This is a genomic window from Kordiimonas sp. SCSIO 12603, assembly GCF_024398035.1.
Classification (GTDB): domain Bacteria; phylum Pseudomonadota; class Alphaproteobacteria; order Sphingomonadales; family Kordiimonadaceae; genus Kordiimonas.
Map to the genome: position 1 here is coordinate 1,561,618 of NZ_CP073748.1, position 20,034 is coordinate 1,581,651.

Here is a 20,034-nt window from a genome sequence, read left to right on the forward strand (position 1 = left end):
TGCGTGTACCTTAACGGGTTTAAGACGAATTTTCGAAAGAAAAATGGTGTTATTATGCAAATATAATGGCTATTTCAGCATTTCTTCTTCGGAAATAAGATGCCAGCTGGGTTTGCTGCCTTTTTCAGCCGCTTTTTTGTCTTTCCTGTGAAGGAAAGCGGTCATCACTTTATGTTTGATGTGCGGTACGAACGGTATGTTAAAACCCGGGTAGGGATTGAATGGATTATGCCTGCTGTAGGCCCAAATCTCCAGGCGGTTTGCGCCAGCCTGTGCCTGGCCGCGCCCATGGAAGCCGTTGGTGTTTGCTATTACAAGTGTACCCGCTTTTGCGGTTAGGCCTTTAGGGGACGGTAAACCCATTTCCTCTAAATCTTCAGGAGCTGCGCGGAGGGAGCCTTTTTCTGAGTATTTATCATTCATTTTGGCGGCACCTGTGGATTTACGGTACTCCCACTTGAGGCGCGCTGTAGTGCATTTGCTGGAGCCTGGTACATAGGTGAAGGGACCCATCTCCTCTGTAACATCCTCAAGGAAAAGCCATGCTTTCATCGTTGGATGAAATGTATCGGAATGCATATTTTTCTGTGGGTCAGCCTTTTCCTGCCGGAAACCATTCCGGATACGCTGGATATAAAGCATCGGCAGGGTGGCTTTTGCCCCAGTGTAGGAAAGATAGTTTCTGAATTCTGTATTTTCAGTTACCGCTTTAAGGGTTGGCGCGTTGCTGAGCGTTTCTCTATCCAGAAGAAAGCGCTGGGTGGCCGTGTCGCCCTGGGTCATTTGCCGAACTTCACCCTTGTAGGCGGCGATTTCTTCCCTGATCGAAGTTACTTCTTCAGCTGTTATGAAATCTTCTATCGCGATAAAACCATCCGCGTGAAAAGATTTGCGGTATGTTTTGGGCATTAGGCCTCTTAGAAGGAACCAGCGGATGTGGATGGCGCCTTGTGCGAGGAGTATTCTGCCTACATGTAAACCCAGCGTATTTAAAACCCTGGACCCTAATATTGGATTCGCTTTGAAATTCTTGGCCTGAGTGCCAATTTCAAAAAGCCAGAGCGGCCACATATGAACTTTAAATAGATTATACATATTAAGGTTTAGAGGTTTTCGCTAATAATCTCGACGAGCATACTTTTGACAGAAAAAAATACATGATCAAGCAATAGTTGCTGGTTTTATAAGGATATTTTCTGATATCCTGTCTATCTGGTTCTCAGTGGTTTTCAGTTAGTACTGTGTTGCGTGTTTTTAGTCGGGGGCAACATATGTGAATTAACACTGATTAAGGTGATTTTGTGCAATATCTGCACCCTGAATTACTGGTCTTTATTTGTATAACGATAATTCCTATCGTTCTGCTGCATCACTACAAGCATATCAAACATATGGATAAGGGATTTATCTATATTTTTGCTGGCTGTATTTTCCTTAGCTTGTCTTCCGGTCTTGATTATGCAGATACCTATATCGATGTGGTGAAAAACTGGATCAGAAACGACATCGATCAACGCCTGTATCGCAGCGGTATTGTGATTTTTGGATATTTCCCGGGCATCGTTCTGATGGGGTTGGGGTTCAGGAACTGGCTCGCGCTAACTTTCCGGCTAGAGGAAGAAATCAAGCAGCGCAGCGAAATTGAGCAAGAACTTAAGGAGCTTGCGAAAAGTAACGAAGAGATGGCGGAAAAAGCGAAAGCGGCAAACCGTGCCAAAAGTGATTTCCTCGCCAATATGAGCCACGAACTTAGAACGCCTCTTAATGCTATTATTGGGTTTTCAGAATTGATGGCCAGTGAAGTTTTCGGGAAACTGGGAGCGCCGCAATATAAAGAATATCTGGATATGGTGCACCGAAGTGGAAGCCACCTTCTAGATATTATTAATGATATTCTGGACCTTTCCAATATTGAAGTTGGCCGCATGCAGATGGTGGAAGAGGTTTTCTGCCTTAGTAAGCTGGTGCGTGACTGTGTGAAATTGCTTGATCCCATTATCCTGAAAGCAGGGCTGGAGACAGAGATATCTCTGAAGGAAGGGCTTATTGTTAAAGCAGACAGGCGTATGGTTCAGCAGATGGTTTTGAACCTCATCTCTAATGCTATCAAATTTACAGATCCGGGTGGGAAAGTAACTGTGGCTACACTGCCGATGCCTGATGATAGCTGTGCTTTTATGGTAAAGGATACAGGGTGCGGCATGAGCGAGGCCGAGGTTGTGCACGTGGTTCGGCCTTTTAACCAGCTTGAGGGCGCTATGACCCGTAGCCACGAAGGCGCGGGCCTGGGTCTTACGTTAGTGAAAACATTCGCCGAACTTCATGGCGGCGACATGTTCCTTGAATCTCTTAAAAACAGAGGTACATCTGTATGCCTGAAGTTTCCGCCAAGCCGAATGGTGCAACCTTCAAGTTTGGAGGCTTCAGCAAAATTAGAGACTTCCGCGGAAGCGTATGACGAGCTAAGCTCCTATCAGCGGGTAACGGAAAATCCGGAAGATAAGCTTCAGGAGAATTTATAATCTCTGTGGGGTGAAGCTTATGAATATGTGCTGAGTATTATTTTTTCTGAGTATTTAGCGGGTTGTATTAAGTATTTTAGTGTATTTTTAAATTATTGAACAAATATGGGGTTTTCTATTGCATCCTGATTTGCTGATATTTTTAGGCATTTCCATCGTCCCTGTGCTTATTTTGGCACGTTACCGACGTGTTATGCGTCTTGATCGTGGTGTATATTTCATTCTTGTTGGTACGGGGCTTCTTAGTCTGGCAGCTCTTGTAGATTATCTTGAAGAAACGCTTCTTGAACCTTTCATGTTGATGATGGCGGATAAAGGGGAATGGAACCTGCTTGTCGCAGTGCTTGGGTATATCCCCGGTGTTTTCTTAACAGGCCTTGGGCTTTCAAGATGGTTTCATGTAACCCTGAAGCTGGAAAGCGAAATTAAAAAGCGTGAACGTGCGGAAGAGAGCCTGAAACGCCGCAGTGAACAGCTTAAGGAAGCATTGGTTGCCGCGAGTGAAGCCAATCAGGCAAAGAGCGAATTTCTGGCGAAAATGAGCCACGAACTTAGAACCCCCCTGAATGCTATTATCGGCTTTTCTGAAGTAATGAATAATAAAGTGTACGGCAGTCTTGAAGTGCCTGAATATGCTGAATACGCCGAACATATTCATGAAAGCGGCAAGCTTCTTCTCGGTATCATTAATGATATTCTTGATTTAGCAAAGGTAGAAGCTGGGCAGATAACTATCACTGAAGAGGCATTCTTTCTCCGGTCGCTCGTAACGGATTGCTTGCCAATTGTGCAGGCCAGAGCCAGTGAGCAGGGGATTTATTTTGTCTCTAAAACAGAAGATGATCTTGTGCTGTGGGCCGATAAGCGCATCGTAAAACAGATGCTTCTTAACCTGCTTTCTAATGCGATTAAGTTTTCCCAGAAGGGTGGCGAAATTCTCGTTAAATCCTATGCGCGAACGGATGGCAGCCATGTGCTTGAGGTGTTCGACCACGGCGTTGGTATGACCAACGAAGAGATTGATTTAGCGCTAGAGCCATTTTCGCAGGCGCAAGCTTCAAAAGTATATGGTGATAATGCGGGTGCCGGGCTTGGCCTCGCGCTGGTGAACACTTTTATGGGGCTTCATGATGGCACTGTGGAACTTACATCCAAGAAGGGAAGAGGAACGCATGCCCGCCTTATATTCCCTGCGTCCAGAGCTGTTAAGCCATCTGATGATGATAGCCTTAATCATTCAATTATGGAAGATTTCCGGGCAAGTTAAAGCCCACTCTGCGAAATGCAAAGCGGGCTTCATGTTTTAACATTCAGCGAGTGATATCTTTATTCGTATTTCTTGATGAAATCGCGGATATCATTGAGGAATTTAAGGCGGCTTGGCTCATGCACATACATCATGTGGCCTGCTTCGTAATATGTGTATTCCACGCGGTCTTTTACGATATCTACTTCCGCCAGTGCGTTTTCTGCACCAAAGAAAGGTGTTGCGAAATCATAATATCCGCTGGTTACTAGAACACCCATATCCTTATTGCGGCGCATAGCTTTCCCAAGATACGGGATCACATTCACAAAACGGCCACCGTTCGGCACGCTTTTGCCCCATACGTTCCAGTTCCATTTCCAGCCTTTAGAAGCGCGCGCCGACATATTGTAAATGCGGCGACCAAGTTCCGGCTTTGAGAAGTCAACGCCCATAAAGTCAGTCAGGTGGCTGTTAATCGCTACATTGAAAGCATTGCCAGATGCATAGGCAAACGGGTCGCCCGAGAAAAACTCACCCGCGGCATCAGGTTCTTCACCCAGATAGCGGCTATCAAGGCGGCCAACCACTTTGCCTTCGTCGCGCATCAGTTCTTTGAAGAAACGGAAGACGTGAATACGCATGTTTGTGTTTTTCAGATATTGCTTTTTCAGGCCTGTGTATGCATGCAATTTATCAATGATTGCTTGTTCTTGCGCTGTGCTCAGACGATTACCTTGAATAAGTGCTTGGGCATATTCGCCCGCAGCAAATTCGCGCACTTCATTAAGGAAAGCTTCAAGGTTGGCAGGTTTGTTAGGTAGTTTATTATGATACCAGGCCGTTGCTGCATAACTTGGCAGGAAGGAAACATAACTCATGATGCTGCCATCTTGAATGCGGCTATTCTGGTAATCTAGAACAGCGGAGATCAGCATAATACCGTTCAGGCCAATATTGTGACGATTGGTAAGTTCATCCGCAAGAACCGCAGAACGCACAGTACCGTAACTTTCGCCCGCAATGAACTTGGGGCTGTTCCAGCGGTTATTGTTCTGAACCCACTGGCGGATAAAGCGTGCAACAGATTTGCCGTCCTCCAGCACTCCCCAATGTTTCTGTGGGTTGTTATCACCAAGCGAGCGGCTCATACCGGTGCCGATTGGGTCAATGAAAACCAGATCAGTAGCATCCAGCACTGTTTCAGGGTTATCCATCACTTTGTATGGTGCCGCGCCGTCATCATCCGGATCGCTAGGAATAACTGCGCGCTTTGGGCCAAATACACCCATATGCAGCCACATGGAAGCAGAGCCTGGGCCACCATTGAACACGAATGTCACCGGACGTGTGGATGGGTCTTTCACATCCTTCTTGATATATTCGTAAGCAAAGAAAGTGGCGTCAGCCTCGCCGTTTTCCATATAAGTGAATGTATCACCCGCGATGGTGCGGTAGTTAATCTTTTTGCCGCCAAAAGTGCCAGATTTTTCAGTGGTGAAAACCTGCGGCTCTTTCACTGGCGGATTGGCGTATTTCTTTTTGTCATCGGCAAGCGTAGAGCCAGCCAGAAGCACAGCCGAAAGCGCTGCGCCTGTTATAAATTTCTTCATGAGAACCCTCCCTATAACCGTGATAAAATTGGTAACGCGAATAGAGCGGTGGGCAAAGTAAAGTTTTTTTGTGCAAATGACAGTATAGGGTTGTTTGTTAAGTTTTGTAATGTTATGTCGTAACAAATAAAGAATAAGGCAGATATACTATGGCCCATGTCACGACAGTTTTTTCCGCCGCAATGCTGCTTTGGGCTGGCGTGCCAGATGAAGCGGCAATCAAACGCGCAGCTCTTGATTATATTGAAAGTCAGCACAAACCAAACCCAAGCCAGATGGCAAGCGCGCTGCATGATGAGTTAAAGAAGCGCACTTATTGGCGAGATAAAGACGGCAAACCGTTTGTGATGGAAACGTCGAAGGAAACCATGCTTCGTGTTGCTGAAACCTATAACGCAGATGGCAAAGGTTTTCCGGCACAGCCGAAAAAGATCATTGAGATACTGGACGTAGACCAAAATGTTGCTTCAGTGAAGCTTACAGCGGATGACTGGGTCGATTATATGCATTTGATGAAAGTCGATGGTGAATGGAAAATCATCAATGTTCTCTGGCAAATGCATGATACCACTAAGCAACAGAGCAAGTAGCTAACGCTCACCTACCAACGTTCTACGTTCACTGGCGATAAGGGCTGTTAGGAAATCTCGCATTTTGATCAAGTGCGGGCGTTCAGCCAGTTCTGCATGCATCGTTAACCACAATTCCCTGATCACACTTATCTCTCGCGGGAGTACGGTTGTAAGTGATTTCATTCTGTCAGCGACAAAACACGGCAGTAGTGCAATGCCGAGCCCGGCTTCAGCCGCGTGGGCTTGACCTGTCACGCTGGTGGTGCGGAAGATAATGTTGGGTTCTGTGATAGCTTTATCCAGCATTTGAAGTTCAGGAACCGGAAGTAAATCATCCACATACCAGATGAACTGGTGTTGTTGTAGATCTGTGAGGCGCACAATAGGTGGGTGTTTCTGAAGGTACGCTGGGGCCGCATAGAGCCGCAGTCGGTAATCCCCTAATTTTTCGCTGACTACGCGCCCATGTTGAGGTTTTGCGAGCACAATCGCCGCATCCGCTTCCCGTTTGGTGAGCGATAGGTGGCGTGTTTCGGCGACTAACTCAAGCGCGATGCCGGGGTTATGTGCATGAAAGCTTTGCATATGTCGTGCAAGAAACTGGCTGCCCACGGCTTCGGGGGAGGCAAGGCGAATAGTGCCTATGGGACCAGTGCTTTCCGGCGTGATATCATGAAGAAGCTCCAGTGAACTGGCTTCTAGCTTTTCCGCATGCGTGAGAAGGCGTCTGCCATCATCGGATAGTTTATAAGCGCGGTTTTCTCGCTCAAACAGGCTCACGCCCAGCTCTTCCTCAAGTGCTTTGATACGCCGCGCAACTGTGGTGTGATCTACCCCAAGCCTGAGCGCGGCGGATGAAAGTTTGCCTCGGCGAGCAAGCTCTAGAAAATAACGGATATCGTTCCAATCAAACATAATGATAGCTCTATAACAGTTTGTGCAAAAATGCACAATGAATGGTGCAAAACTTCTCAGTGACATGCATTTATGCAGGGTATAGGCTGCTTCTAGAATTTGGGAGGGTAGGGCTAAACCTTAAGCATATGTTGGCTTTGGTTAGCTCTCCACAGTCAGAAAGAGGTTAGTATGTACGAGTGTCATCATTATATGGCTGGCGAGAAGGTGGAAGGCACCTCTGGTCGTTTTGGCCCTATCTTTAATCCGTCCACTGGTGAGCAGATTGGTAAAGTTGCTCTTGCTTCAAAAGCGGAAGTAGAAAAAGCAATTGAAACAGCCGAGAAGGCATTCCCGATGTGGTCTGCAACTTCTGTTGTGAAGCGTGCTCGCGTTATCCAGAACCTTGTGCATGTTCTTTATAAGCGCAAGGATGAGCTTGCTGAGGCGCTATCGCGTGAGCACGGTAAAGTATTCTCAGACGCACAAGGTGATGTGCAGCGCGGCCTTGAGGTTGCTGAATTTGCACAGGGTATCCCGCACCTGATTAAAGGTGAGTTCAACGATAACGTATCAACGGGTATTGATATGTATTCTATGCGCAAGCCGCTTGGTGTTGTTGCTGGTATCACGCCGTTTAACTTCCCTGCAATGATCCCACTATGGATGAGCTGTATGGCAATTGCATGTGGTAATACATACGTACTGAAGCCATCTGAAAAAGACCCAACCGTTCCAATGCTGATTGCTGATTGCTGGAAAGAAGCTGGCCTTCCAGACGGCGTATTTAACGTTGTGAACGGTGATAAAGAAGCAGTGGATACTGTGTGTACAGATCCGCGCGTGAAAGCTGTTTCCTTCGTTGGTTCAACACCAATTGCACAGTATGTTTACGCAACATCAACAGCAAACGGCAAACGTTGCCAGGCTATGGGCGGCGCTAAAAACCATATGGTTATCATGCCTGACGCTGACCTTGATCAGGTTGCTGATGCCCTTATTGGTGCAGCATATGGTTCAGCCGGCGAGCGCTGCATGGCGATCTCTGTAGCTGTATGTGTGGGCGATGAAGTTGCTGACAAGCTTGTGAAGATGCTGAAGCCACGTGTTGAAGCGCTAAAAATCGGTCACTCAATGGATGCTGAAGCAGAAATGGGCCCGCTCGTAACAGCTGAGCATATGGCGAAAGTTAAAGGCTATCTTGATCTTGCTGAACAAGAAGGCGCAACTGTTGTGGTTGATGGCCGTGATTTCAAAAATGATCAGGAAGGCTATGAGAACGGTTACTACCTTGGTGGTTCCCTGTTCGATAATGTAGCTCCTGAAATGCGCACCTACAAAGAAGAGATTTTTGGCCCAACGCTTCAGATCATGCGTGCGAAATCTTTTGATGAAGCCGCTGAACTACCAACAATCCACGAGTTTGGTAACGGTACAACTATCTTCACCCGTGACGGTGATACAGCACGTGAATATGTAAACCGCGTTGAAGTTGGTATGGTTGGCGTGAATGTGCCGATCCCTGTGCCGCTTGCGTTCCACACATTTGGTGGTTGGAAAAACTCTGCCTTTGGTGACATCAACCAGCACGGCATGGAAGGCGTACGTTTCTATACAAAAACAAAAACAGTAACGTCACGCTGGCCAACTGGCATTCGTTCGGGTGCAGAGTTTGTAATTCCGACACTTAATAGCTAAATTGTATTTTACCCGGTGGTGGTGGCTGCCGGGTATTTAATTTAGTGCACAGAAAAACTGTAAGCTTTTTCTGTTTTTCTAGACTAGGTAATGGGGGAATATATCCCCCTTATCACCATTAGCGGGGAGACAAGTCTAATGAAACTTAAAACCATTTTAATGGGCGCTGTTGCGCTTTCTGCGCTTGCGGCATGCCAGCCAGAAGCATCAAATACTACAGCGACTGCGGCCGAAGCTGTAGCAGAAACACGTACAGCTGGCCTCGATACTGAATTCCATCTTGGTTATGAAAAATTCACACTGGATAACGGCCTGCGCGTGATTGTGCATGAAGACCGCAAAGCGCCGATCGTATCCGTTGGTGTATGGTTCCATGTGGGTTCCAAAGATGAGCCAACAGGCAAAACTGGTTTTGCGCACCTGTTTGAACACCTGATGTTCAACGGTTCCGAAAACTATGATGATGAATTCTTTAAGCCATTTGAAGCTGTTGGTGCGACAGCTATGAACGGTACAACATGGTTTGACCGCACAAACTATTTTGAAAATGTACCAACGCCAGCGCTTGAAATGGCGCTGTGGATGGAAAGTGACCGTATGGGCCACCTGCTTGGCGCGGTAACGCAAGACAAGCTGGATGAGCAAATCGGTGTGGTGCAAAACGAAAAACGCCAAGGCGATAATAACCCATACGGCCAGTATGAATACCGCCAGCTTGAGGGCCTTTTCCCTCCTGGTCACCCATACCGTCATTCCACAATCGGTTCTCTTGAAGATCTTTCAAATGCATCTCTTGACGATGTGAAGAACTGGTTCAAAGAATATTACGGTGCAGCGAACACTGTAATTGTTCTTGCTGGTGATATTGATGTGGCAACAGCTAAGCCACTGATGGAAAAATACTTTGGTGATATCGCGGCGGGCCCAGCGCTTAAGCAGCATAAAGCATGGATTCCAACGCGCGCAAATAACACCATTGAAGAAATGGTTGATCCAACAGCGCCGCAAACACGCATCGCGCGTAGCTGGGCTGTTGCAACACGGAATGATAAAGACGCCTACATGCTGAACCTTGCTTCAGAAATTCTGGGCGGCGGCAAAAACTCACGTCTTTATCAGGCACTGATTTATAACAACCAACTGGCAACAAGCGTGAATGTGGGCATTAACCCACTTGAGCTTGCTTCTATGTTTGAAATCACCGTTGACCTTAAGCCAGACGCAGATGAGAAAAAAGTGGAAGAGCTGATCAACGCTGAACTTGAAAAGTTCTTCGCTGAAGGCCCAACGGATGATGAGTTGAAGCGCGCGAAGACAAGCATTCTTGCTAACCGTATCCGCGGTCTTGAGCAAATTGGTGGTTTTGGCGGTAAAGGTACGGCGCTTGCGCAGGCTGAGCTTTATTCTGGTGATGCTGGTTTCTATGTGAAAACGCTGAACTGGATGAACATGGCGACAAAAGCGGAAGTTAAAAATGCTGCTGATCGCTGGCTGGGTGAAGGTTATTACCAAATCACAATGCGCCCACAGCCGAAATATACAACAACCGCTTCAACAGTTGACCGTTCGACTGGCCTACCAGATGTTGGTTCACTGCCTGATCTAACATTCCCTGAAATTCAGGAAGCAACGCTTTCAAACGGTATGAAGGTTGTCGTTGCAAACCGCCCAACAGTACCGGTTGTAACAATGGCAATGCAGTTTGATGCAGGTTATGCAGCTGATGCTGGCCGTCCACTAGGTACATCAAGCTTTGCGCTTTCCATGATGGATGAAGGCACAGCAACACGCTCTTCGCTTGAAATTTCCGCGGAAGCAGAAAGCCTCGGTGCAAACATTGGTACTGGTTCAAACCTTGATATGAGCACAGTGAGTGTTTCTGCGCTTAAAGCGAACCTCGGTGAAACACTGGCGCTTGCTGCGGATATCGTTCGTAATCCTGCCTTTGATCAAGGCGAGATTGACCGCCTTAAGCCGCGCTGGATTGCGGGTATTGGTCAGGAAAAAGCAAACCCTGTTCAGCTTGCACTGCGCACACTGCCAGCAATGCTTTATGGTGATGGCCACGCATACAGTGTTCCTTACACAGGTTCTGGTACTGAAGATTCCATCGGTGGTATGACACGTGATGATCTGGTGAAATTCCACACTGATTGGATCCGCCCAGATAACGCAACAATCTTTATGGTTGGTGATATCACACTGGATGAAGCAACAGCAGAACTTGAGAAAACGTTCGGCGATTGGGCTGCCCCAGCATCAGCTGTTCCAACAAAGAACATTGGTGAAGCCGCTTTGCCTGAAAATGCGCGTGTTATCATCATGGATAAGCCGGGCTCACCGCAGTCTCTTATCCTTGCGGGCCACTTGTTCCCTGCAACTGGTGATGAAAACAACATGAGCCAGCAGATGGCGACTGATATCCTTGGTGGTGAGTTCACATCCCGTGTGAACATGAACCTCCGTGAAGATAAAGGTTGGGCATACGGCGCTTATACCTTCACAACAGATGCTCGTGGCCAGCGTATGATGCTGGTTTACGCTCCGGTTCAAACGGATAAAACCAAAGAATCTATCGCTGAGCTTATGAAAGAGTTCGACGGTTACCTTGGTGATAACCCAGCAACCCAAGCAGAGCTTTCTCGTTTGATCGTAAAGAACACAAGCCAGATGCCAGGCCAGTACGAAACGGCTGGTGCGGTTCTTGGTAGTCTGCTTTCAAATGATCGTTTTGGTCGCGGTAATGATTATGTGCCAAGCCTGAAGGGTAAATATGAAGCACTGAATATCGATGCTATTAAAACGCAAGCTCAGGCAACAATGAAGCCGGGCCAGCTTACATGGTTGATTGTTGGTGATCGTGCAAACATCGAAGCAGGCATTAAAGAGCTTGGTATCGGTAATGTTGAAGTTTGGGACGCAAACGGCAACAAAATCGATTAATCGATAATGCATAAAGAATTAAGCGGTGCTTCGGCGCCGCTTTTCTTAGTTGGGAGTTTGGGGATTATAGAGTTCGATCGGGGAGACATGAGATGAAACATTTTTTGAAAGTGCTGAGCGTATCGCTATTGGCATCAACCGCGCTAGCGGATGATCACACCAATTGGCCGTATCCTGAAGATACACCGAAGGTATCACCTGTGGATGTTGGCTTGGCAGGTCAGATGCCTGCCGATATTACGCGTTTTCTTATGGTGCGCGGTGCGGGCGGCACAGCCCTTTCAAAAGATGGTAAATCTCTTGCTTTCACATCAAACGTAACTGGCTCTCCGCAGCTGTGGATTATGGATGCAGCAGGCGGCCAGCCAAAGCAGCTTACCTACGGTAACGGAGTTACCTTCTTTCGTTGGCATCCTGATGGTGAACACCTGATTTACGGTGCGGATAACAACGGTGATGAGCGCGAAGCTTATTACATGATGAAACGGGATGGCCTTTCAGAGCGCCAGTTAATGCCGTTCTCTGATGCTTTCCGCCGTTTCGGTAGCTTCTCTTCTGATGGCAGTAAATTCTCGTTTGCATCCACTGAACGTAATGGCCGTGATTTCGATATTTACGAAGCTGATACAGCAACAGGTGAAAGCCGCCTGTTGTTCCAGGCTGAATTTGGGTATTTCCCCGCAAGCTATCAGCCAAATGGTGACCATTTGATTATCACCCAAACGGTGGGTGAGGATGCAAACAATGTATTCCTGTTGAATACAAAAACCAAAGAACTGAAAACGCTGTTTAAACCAGAGATTTCTTCAGCTTATCAGGGGTTTGCATGGGCTGCGGATGGCTCCCATTTCTATTATTCAACCAATCAGGACCGCGAATATACAGCGCTCGCGAAATATGATCTGGCAAGCGGCGAGGTTACCACCCTGTATGAAGGTGATCATGACGTTGAAGCCGTGCGCCTGAACGGCGATAAAACATATCTTTCATGGCAAACTAACCATGGTGGGTATAGCAAGCTTCATGTGATGAACGTGAAGACAGGCAAGATGGTGAAAACCGCTGAACTACCAGACGGTGTGTACAGCACATCATGGAGCGAAGGTTCAAAACTTTCCGTTCGTATCTCTGCCTTTGACCGCCCGGGTGATGTGTTTGTATGGGATGTGAAATCAGGTGATGTAGAACAGGTTTATGCTTCTAATCTAGCGGGCCTTAATGCGGCAACGATGGTGAAGCCAGAGTCTATCACTTTTAAGGCGCGTGACGGCGTTACGGTTCAGGGCCTTCTCTATCTGCCGAAGGGTGTGAAGAAGCCTGCTGTTGTAGTGGATGTACACGGCGGGCCAACCGCACAGGCGCGCCCTGTATGGCTGGGCAGAACCCAGTATTTGGTCGGCAAAGGCATCGCTGTCCTTGATATCAATGTCCGCGGCTCCACAGGCTTTGGTAAAACATACGCTCGCCTCGATAATATGGAAAAGCGCCGTGATAGCGTGCGCGATCTTGCTGATGCCATCGCATGGATGAAAGAAGATGGCCGTGTGGACGGTGACCGTGCTGCCGTTATGGGCGGTTCTTATGGCGGTTATATGGTGAATGCCGTTATGGGCCTTTACCCTGAAGCCTTCAAAGCTGGCGCTTCTTTTGTTGGTGTATCCAACTGGGTACGCGCACTTGAAGAAGCTTCGCCGGGCCTTAAGGCGAGCGACCTTATTGAATACGGCGATATCCGTGAAGAAAAATGGCAGAAGTTTTATGCCGAGAATTCGCCGATTAATAACGCGCACCGCATCAAGGCACCGATGTTCTTCGAGCACGGCGTGAACGATCCGCGTGATCCGGTTACAGAATCTGACCGCATGGTAAAAGTTATTAGAGATAATGGTTTTGAAGTGGAGTATCTGCGCTTCCCTGATGAAGGGCATTCAGTCCGCAAAATGAAAAACCGCATAACATATGGCCGCAGGCTTGCTGCTTTCCTTGAGAAGCATCTGGCTGCGGAAAAGTAAGAAGTAAAAGTACTGAAGGGACACTAGAGTGGATTTTTCACTTAACGAAGATCAGCGTGCTATCCAGGAAATGGCGCGCAGCTTCACCGCTGACATGATCACCCCAAATGCGCATATTTGGGACGAAGAAAAAATCTGGCCACGCGATGTAGCGAAAGCTGCAGGCGAGCTGGGTTTTGGCAGTATCTATATTAGTGAAGAAGCAGGCGGGTGCGCGCTAAGCCGCGTTGAATCTGTGCTGATTTTTGAACAGCTTTCACAAGGGTGCCCTTCAACTGCCGCGATGATTTCTATCCATAACATGGCTACATGGATGATTGATGAGTTCGGTACAGAAGACCAACGTGACCGTTTCCTCGGTGATCTAACCACACTTAACAAGCTAGCAAGTTACTGTCTTACAGAGCCGGGTGCTGGTTCTGATGCTGCAGCCCTTAAAACCAAGGCTGTTAAAGACGGTGACGAATATGTGCTGAATGGGGCCAAGGCCTTTATCTCAGGCGGCGGCGAAAGCGATGTTTATGTAGTGATGGCTCGCACATCTGACGATGGCGCAAAAGGCATCAGTTGCTTTGTTGTTGAAAAAGATACTCCGGGCTTATCCTTTGGTGCGCAGGAAAAGAAACTTGGATGGCACAGTCAGCCAACCGCTGCTGTTATGTTTGATGATTGCCGCATTCCAGCAAGCAATCTTGTGGGTGCTGAAGGGCAGGGCTTTAAAATCGCTATGATGGGTCTTGATGGTGGTCGCCTTAATATCGGCGCTTGTTCCATTGGTGGTGCCCAGCGTGCACTTGATGAAGCTGTAGCTTACACAAAAGACCGTAAGCAGTTCGGCCGCTCAATCGCTGATTTTCAAGCAACTCAGTTCAAACTTGCTGATATGGCAACAGAGCTTGAGGCTGCACGTCTCCTGCTTTACGCAGCAGCACAGAAGGTTTCAAATAAGGCGCCAGATGCTGCATCAGCTGCTGCGATGGCAAAACGTTTTGCCACTGACACAGGCTTTGATGTGGTGAATAACGCACTGCAGCTTCACGGTGGTTATGGCTACCTGCAGGATTACCCGATCGAACGCATCCTGCGCGATCTTCGTGTGCACCAAATTCTTGAAGGTACAAACGAGATTATGCGCGTTGTTATCAGCCGGACGCTGTTGAAGGATTAAAACCTGATGCGCGCTCTTCTTTGCTTAGGTGTGTTACTGTTTGCTGGCTGTGATGATCCGCAGCCAACAAAGTCACGTGCCGAGGCGAAGGCAGAAAATCAGGATATGGTTTGGTTGAAGGATAGGCTTGAGAATAGCCCTCAATTCTTTGAGATAGATCGGCCAAAAGCCTGGAAATTTGTCAAAGAGCATAAAGATGACTTCCCAGAAACCAGCATAATCTCTACCTATCAGGATAGTGATACCTTTCTGGAAGTTTACCCGGTTTGGGTGGCCGATTTTAATGCGGATGGGAAAGATGATTTTCTTTTCGAACACACGGGCGGCACGGCGTCTTGTGTAAGTGTTGAGGTATTAGTTTCTAGCCAGGATGGCTATAAGTTCCATACCGACAAAGCGTTCTTTAATGAAGCAGATGTTGGTAGTTGTTCTGGTATGGGGCAAATCACTGGTGTGCGCCCAATTTCAGAGGCTGGTGACAATCGCTGGATATCCTATAGTTTCAATAAGCAAGGCGGCCATTTTACCTCTTTGGCGTTTTTGCCTTCCGGGGGGGTAGAGAAACTGGAAGTGAGCAAGTTTAACTTCGGTTTGCTGGGGTATGTGCAAGCCTCCCCAAATGTACCACCGTGTGAAACGGAATTGTGCCAGAAAGCACTGGAATTATCTCAGCCAGCACTTCAAGGCAGATTTGATGGTGTCCCTTTGGGGATTAGCGAAACTGAGCAAACAAAATATTTTACTGCCGTTTATGAGGAAGCCGGTAAAGCGGGGGAAAACCCTGCGCACCCATACGGTACCTTCGCAGGCGAGGATGTTCAGCTCATCAGCTTCAGTCATGACCAGAAAGATTACATTATAAAAATAGCAGATGGGGCACTGGGGTGGCGCCGATGGTGCTGCGGTGTTTCAATTTATGAAGCAACCGCAGATGGCTTCGAGCCTGCTGCCCATATGTTCGTAACCCCAAGAACCAGATTTCAGCTTGTAAAGGATTAACTATGAGTGATGCGCAAGACGCAGAAGTATTATTTGAAACCCGCGGCAATATCGGCCTGATAACGCTTAACCGCCCGAAAGCACTGAATAGCTTAACTGCGGGCATGGCAACGCTTATTAAGGCGCAGCTTGCTGATTGGGCTACAAAGCCCTCTGTTCACGCGGTTGTTGTTGTGGGTGCTGGCGAGAAAGCATTCTGTGCTGGTGGTGATGTTGTGAAGGTTTGCAAATCCTATCAGGCTGGCACTGAAGAATGGCGTGAATTCTTCCATGAAGAATATCTGATGAATGTAGCCATTGATGAATTCCCGAAACCATATATCAGTTTTGTTGATGGTATCACGATGGGCGGTGGTGTTGGCGTTTCTATTCCTGGGGATTTCTGGGTAGCATCTGAGAAAACACTATTTGCCATGCCTGAAACAGGCCTTGGCTTGTTCCCTGATGTTGGTGGTGGATGGTTCCTGCCGCGCCTTCCGGGTGAAACTGGGATGTTCCTTGCGCTAACGGGCGCGCGCCTTAAGGCGGCTGATCTATATGCGCTTGGTATTGCAAGCCATGTGGTGGCAAGCGATAAGGTTGATAGGGCAATTGAAGCGCTCGCAGCAGCAGAGATTAAAGATAATGATGATGCGGCGGAAGTGCTTGCGAAATTCCATGCTGACCCAGAGCCAGCACCGCTCTCACCACACTTTGATGATATCGATGAGCATTTCGATGGTGCATCCGTTGAAACCATCATGGAAAGCCTCAAGGCTGATGAAGGTGAATGGGCGCAGAAGCAGTTTAAAATTCTGTCCAGTAAATCACCAACCAGTATGAAGGTAACATACGAGCAGCTTAAACGCGGGCAGGGTATGGAAACTTTCCGCGAGAACATGAAAATGGAATACCGGATTGTGTGTAACACGATGAAGGGGAATGATTTCTTCGAAGGTGTTCGTGCGATCTTGCTTGATAAAGATAACGCGCCAGTGTGGCAGCCAGCGAGCCTCGCTGATGTAAGCGAAGCTGCCGTGGAAGCACACTTTGAAAGCCTCGGCGACAAAGAAATAGAACTATAAAAGGGATTTGGGATTATGAGTATCGTTGCATTTATTGGCCTTGGAAATATGGGCCTGCCGATGGCGAAAAACCTGTTGGGTGCTGGACACACTGTACGCGGGTTTGATCTGTCTGGAGAAGTTCGTGCTGCATGCACAGAAGCAGGCGGCATTGCTTGCGCGGCTGTTACAGAAGCTGTTGAAGGTGCGGATGTGGTTATCACTATGTTGCCATCTGGGGCGATTGTTAAATCTGTTTACGGTGAAGTGTTTACGGCTGCAAAAGCCGGTGCGCTCTTTATCGATAGTTCAACAATTGACGTAGCAACAGCGCGCGAAGTTGCAAGTGAGGCTGCTGATAAAGGCTTCACTATGGTTGATGCGCCGGTTTCTGGTGGTGTTGGCGGCGCGGCGGCTGGCACACTTGCCTTTATGGTTGGCGGCACGGAAGAAGCTTTCAAATCTGCTGAGCCAATCCTTGATCCAATGGGGGCAAAGATTGTTCATTGCGGTCAGTCCGGTAATGGGCAGGCGGCGAAGGCCTGTAATAACATGTTGCTCGCGATTTCCATGATTGGTGTATCTGAAGCCTTTAATCTTGGGCGTTCGCTTGGTCTTGATGATCAAACCTTCTTTGATGTGGCATCAAACGCATCTGGCCAGTGTTGGTCTCTAACCAGTTACTGCCCAGTGCCGGGTCCTGTTGAAACATCGCCCGCGAATAATGATTATAACCCCGGTTTTGCAACAGCGCTTATGCTGAAAGACTTGCGTCTGGCAATGGAAGCAGCGGGTAGTACTGGTGCGAACACGCCGCTCGGTAAGTTAAGTGAAGAGATTTACACAGCTATGAATGATGCTGGTAATGGCGGTGTGGATTTCTCAGGTGTTATCAAACACCTATCGGGCGATCTGTAAACAGATCGCCTCAATAAGCGAGAATAAAATGAAGAGGGGCTTTAGGGCCCCTTTTTATATGGCAGAGGCGCGGTATTCCGGGCTAGGTGTGCCGTTTGGGCCCATTGGCTTGCCTGAAGCACCGTAGCGGATAACTGCTTGAGTACGGTTGGAAACACCAAGCACTTTAAAGATAGAGTGCATATGTGCTTTCACTGTACCTTCTGCGATATTAAGGCGCGCTGCGATTTCTTTGTTTGGAAGACCATCAGCTGCCATCGCCAAAATCTGTTTTTGGCGGTAGGATAAGCGGTTCAGGTCTACGCCTTCATTGGTAGTTGTCGCCGGGATGTTTTCTTGAAAACGGCTGAAATCGTTCGATGATGTTGCGTGCAGATCAGGCGCTTTCACCTTGCCGTAATGGCCAGCAGTATTATCTGTTGGTAGACGCATAGCACGGCGAACTGTTGTGATCATGGTATTCACGGATGCTGTACGCGGCACCGTAAGTGTTCCCATCCAGCGACTTTCTGGAACATGTGTATCATTCGCAACTGTTACGATTGCAATTCCAGGATACAGGCGACGAATAAGTTTAACCCAATCTTCTCCCTGCTTGGAAAGGCTGTCTGGATGCAGAATGATTAGTGATAGATCAGTATGTGCAGCAGTTTTCGCCAGAAACTCATGTTCTGAACCTGCTTCAATAATATCTGTGAAAGATGCTGAAACTGCGACCACCTCCCTGAGAGAGAGTCTGAAGATTTCTTCGCTATCGACGATTAGTGCTTTCATTTTTATCCTCGCTTATACTAATTCGGTTTGTCGTGTTGTTATGAACCGAAACCCACTGTACGGAAGTGTTATTATATGTGGTGTTTATTACCCAAACTTCCATAGTTTCACCATAACCTAACTGAAAGTTGAACTGGGATGTATGCGGTGAAATGAGTTTTCGGTGCGGTGAAAGGAGAGTTTATGAAACTAGTTTATGGGTAATACGCCTTAGGTGTTGCGTTCGGCTCCATAAAGACGTTACAAACTTTCTAAATAATCACCCAAAGATTATAGGGACAAAATGACAATTACCCCAACGTCCATGCCGAACTGGCAAGCTTGTGAAGCCGCGCTTCAGCATATTGATTCCAGACAACAAGAGATGGTTGATACCGTTATCAAGTGGTCGCACATCAACAGCGGTAGCCGGAATCTTGATGGCCTTGCCAAAATGGAAGAAATTATCATTAAGGCGTTTGAACCGCTTGGTGCCGAAATTGAATTAATTCAGCTTGATGATGGTGAACTGGTAAATGCGGCAGGGGAGATTGTAACCGTTAAGAACGGGCGTACTATTCGTATTTTTAAACGTCCTGAGGCGAACCGAAAAGTGTTGATGACGGGTCACACAGATACAGTATTTGCGGTTGATCATCCGTTTCAGACCACAACATGGCTCGATGACAACACGCTAAACGGCCCAGGTGTGGCGGATATGAAGGGCGGTATTCTGGTGATGCTGAATGCCCTTATGGCATTTGAAGAAACACCACTTGCACAGTCCGTAGGGTGGGAAATCTTGTTGTCGCCAGATGAAGAAACTGGCTCACTTGCTTCCGCTAAGGTGTTGGCGGAACGTGCTAAAACTGCTGATATTGGTATGACGTATGAACCAGCACTTGCGGACGGTACGCTTGCTGGTGCGCGTAAGGGCAGTGGTAACTATTCTCTTATTGTAAACGGTAAGGCAGCCCATGCGGGGCGCGAGTTCCATAATGGCCGTAATGCCGTGGTACTACTTTCCGAGATGATTGGTGAATTAGCTGCACTTACAGGCGGTAGGCCGGAACTTACAGTAAACCCTGCTGTGATCAGTGGCGGTGTGGCGCCAAATGTGGTGCCGGATAAGGCGTGGTGCAAATTCAATGTCCGTCTTAAAGAACCTGAAGATGCTATCTGGTTTGAAGAGCAAGTAAACGCCATTGTCGAACGTGGTAATACTAAAGATGGGTTTGAAGTTATACTCCATGGTGGTATCAACAGGCCTCCGAAAGCTTTATCTGACGCGAACCTGAAACTTATGGACGCTATTAAAGCTTGTGGGCTGGAACTTGGTATTGATATCAATTATGTTCCTACAGGTGGTTGTTGCGAAGGAAATAATCTTGCGGCAGCTGGCCTTCCAAATGTAGACACGCTCGGTGTTCGTGGTGGTATGATCCATTCAGCAGATGAGTTTGTTGTTGCAGACAGTTTTTCAGAACGCGCAAAACTTTCAGCGCTTATTCTGATGGCTTTTGCCAGTGGTCAACTTGATCATGTTGTGAAAGCTAAGGCCTGATTAAGAAAATCAGGCCGTAGGCAACCGGGGCCCTTCAAGTTGCCCGGACGCTAGGGATTTTCTTGCGCAAAACAGGTGAGGACGCGAGA

At 47.7% G+C, this 20,034-nt stretch carries 15 protein-coding genes; 11 read left to right on the forward strand and 4 right to left on the reverse strand.

The window, feature by feature from the left end:
- Window positions 1-69 precede the first annotated feature (69 nt).
- On the reverse strand, window positions 70-909 hold the full coding sequence (locus tag KFE96_RS07100) for a phytanoyl-CoA dioxygenase family protein (RefSeq protein ID WP_255835289.1): 840 nt from the start codon (window positions 907-909) through the stop codon (window positions 70-72).
- Window positions 910-1,391: 482 nt separating this feature from the next.
- On the opposite strand from KFE96_RS07100, the gene KFE96_RS07105 reads away from it, so the two are divergent.
- Both KFE96_RS07105 and KFE96_RS07110 read left to right on the forward strand, forming a co-directional pair.
- Complete coding sequence (locus KFE96_RS07105) at window positions 1,392-2,522, forward strand: HAMP domain-containing sensor histidine kinase (RefSeq protein ID WP_255835290.1); 1,131 nt, start codon at window positions 1,392-1,394, stop codon at window positions 2,520-2,522.
- Window positions 2,523-2,640: 118 nt separating this feature from the next.
- Complete coding sequence (locus KFE96_RS07110) at window positions 2,641-3,789, forward strand: HAMP domain-containing sensor histidine kinase (protein WP_255835291.1); 1,149 nt, start codon at window positions 2,641-2,643, stop codon at window positions 3,787-3,789.
- Window positions 3,790-3,848: 59 nt separating this feature from the next.
- Here KFE96_RS07110 and KFE96_RS07115 read toward each other — a convergent pair whose 3' ends face one another.
- Window positions 3,849-5,381 carry a S10 family peptidase gene (locus tag KFE96_RS07115; RefSeq protein ID WP_255835292.1) on the reverse strand — a complete coding sequence of 511 codons (1,533 nt, stop codon included), beginning with the start codon at window positions 5,379-5,381 and terminating at the stop codon, window positions 3,849-3,851.
- 149 nt (window positions 5,382-5,530) lie between these two features.
- On the opposite strand from KFE96_RS07115, the gene KFE96_RS07120 reads away from it, so the two are divergent.
- Window positions 5,531-5,971 (forward strand): nuclear transport factor 2 family protein, encoded by a 441-nt coding sequence (locus KFE96_RS07120; RefSeq protein WP_255835293.1) that lies wholly within the window; start codon window positions 5,531-5,533, stop codon window positions 5,969-5,971.
- Here the strand turns inward: KFE96_RS07120 and KFE96_RS07125 are convergent, their stop codons facing one another.
- Window positions 5,972-6,868 carry a LysR family transcriptional regulator gene (locus tag KFE96_RS07125; RefSeq protein WP_255835294.1) on the reverse strand — a complete coding sequence of 299 codons (897 nt, stop codon included), beginning with the start codon at window positions 6,866-6,868 and terminating at the stop codon, window positions 5,972-5,974.
- A gap of 171 nt (window positions 6,869-7,039) precedes the next feature.
- Here KFE96_RS07125 and KFE96_RS07130 point away from each other — a divergent pair, with 171 nt between their 5' ends.
- From KFE96_RS07130 to mmsB, 7 genes are all read left to right on the forward strand, one after another.
- Window positions 7,040-8,545, forward strand: a complete 1,506-nt coding sequence (locus KFE96_RS07130) for a CoA-acylating methylmalonate-semialdehyde dehydrogenase (protein ID WP_255835295.1) — start codon at window positions 7,040-7,042, stop codon at window positions 8,543-8,545.
- A 138-nt stretch (window positions 8,546-8,683) separates the two neighbouring features.
- Entirely contained in the window at window positions 8,684-11,488 is a 2,805-nt protein-coding gene (locus KFE96_RS07135) for a pitrilysin family protein (RefSeq protein ID WP_255835296.1), read from the forward strand.
- Between the two features lie 92 nt (window positions 11,489-11,580).
- Window positions 11,581-13,500, forward strand: coding sequence for a S9 family peptidase (locus tag KFE96_RS07140; protein WP_255835297.1), 1,920 nt, complete (start codon window positions 11,581-11,583; stop codon window positions 13,498-13,500).
- A 28-nt stretch (window positions 13,501-13,528) separates the two neighbouring features.
- Window positions 13,529-14,668 carry an acyl-CoA dehydrogenase family protein gene (locus KFE96_RS07145; RefSeq protein ID WP_255835298.1) on the forward strand — a complete coding sequence of 380 codons (1,140 nt, stop codon included), beginning with the start codon at window positions 13,529-13,531 and terminating at the stop codon, window positions 14,666-14,668.
- Window positions 14,669-14,674: 6 nt separating this feature from the next.
- The gene (locus KFE96_RS07150) at window positions 14,675-15,667 is read left to right on the forward strand and encodes a hypothetical protein (protein WP_255835299.1); all 993 of its coding nucleotides are present in this window, start codon (window positions 14,675-14,677) and stop codon (window positions 15,665-15,667) included.
- Window positions 15,668-15,669: 2 nt separating this feature from the next.
- The gene (locus KFE96_RS07155) at window positions 15,670-16,731 is read left to right on the forward strand and encodes an enoyl-CoA hydratase/isomerase family protein (RefSeq protein WP_255835300.1); all 1,062 of its coding nucleotides are present in this window, start codon (window positions 15,670-15,672) and stop codon (window positions 16,729-16,731) included.
- Between the two features lie 15 nt (window positions 16,732-16,746).
- The gene (gene mmsB / locus KFE96_RS07160) at window positions 16,747-17,628 is read left to right on the forward strand and encodes a 3-hydroxyisobutyrate dehydrogenase (RefSeq protein ID WP_255835301.1); all 882 of its coding nucleotides are present in this window, start codon (window positions 16,747-16,749) and stop codon (window positions 17,626-17,628) included.
- 54 nt (window positions 17,629-17,682) lie between these two features.
- Here mmsB and KFE96_RS07165 read toward each other — a convergent pair whose 3' ends face one another.
- Window positions 17,683-18,402 carry a response regulator transcription factor gene (locus KFE96_RS07165; RefSeq protein ID WP_255835302.1) on the reverse strand — a complete coding sequence of 240 codons (720 nt, stop codon included), beginning with the start codon at window positions 18,400-18,402 and terminating at the stop codon, window positions 17,683-17,685.
- Window positions 18,403-18,685: 283 nt separating this feature from the next.
- On the opposite strand from KFE96_RS07165, the gene KFE96_RS07170 reads away from it, so the two are divergent.
- Window positions 18,686-19,945, forward strand: coding sequence for a hydrolase (locus tag KFE96_RS07170; RefSeq protein WP_255835304.1), 1,260 nt, complete (start codon window positions 18,686-18,688; stop codon window positions 19,943-19,945).
- Window positions 19,946-20,034: the final 89 nt, after the last annotated feature.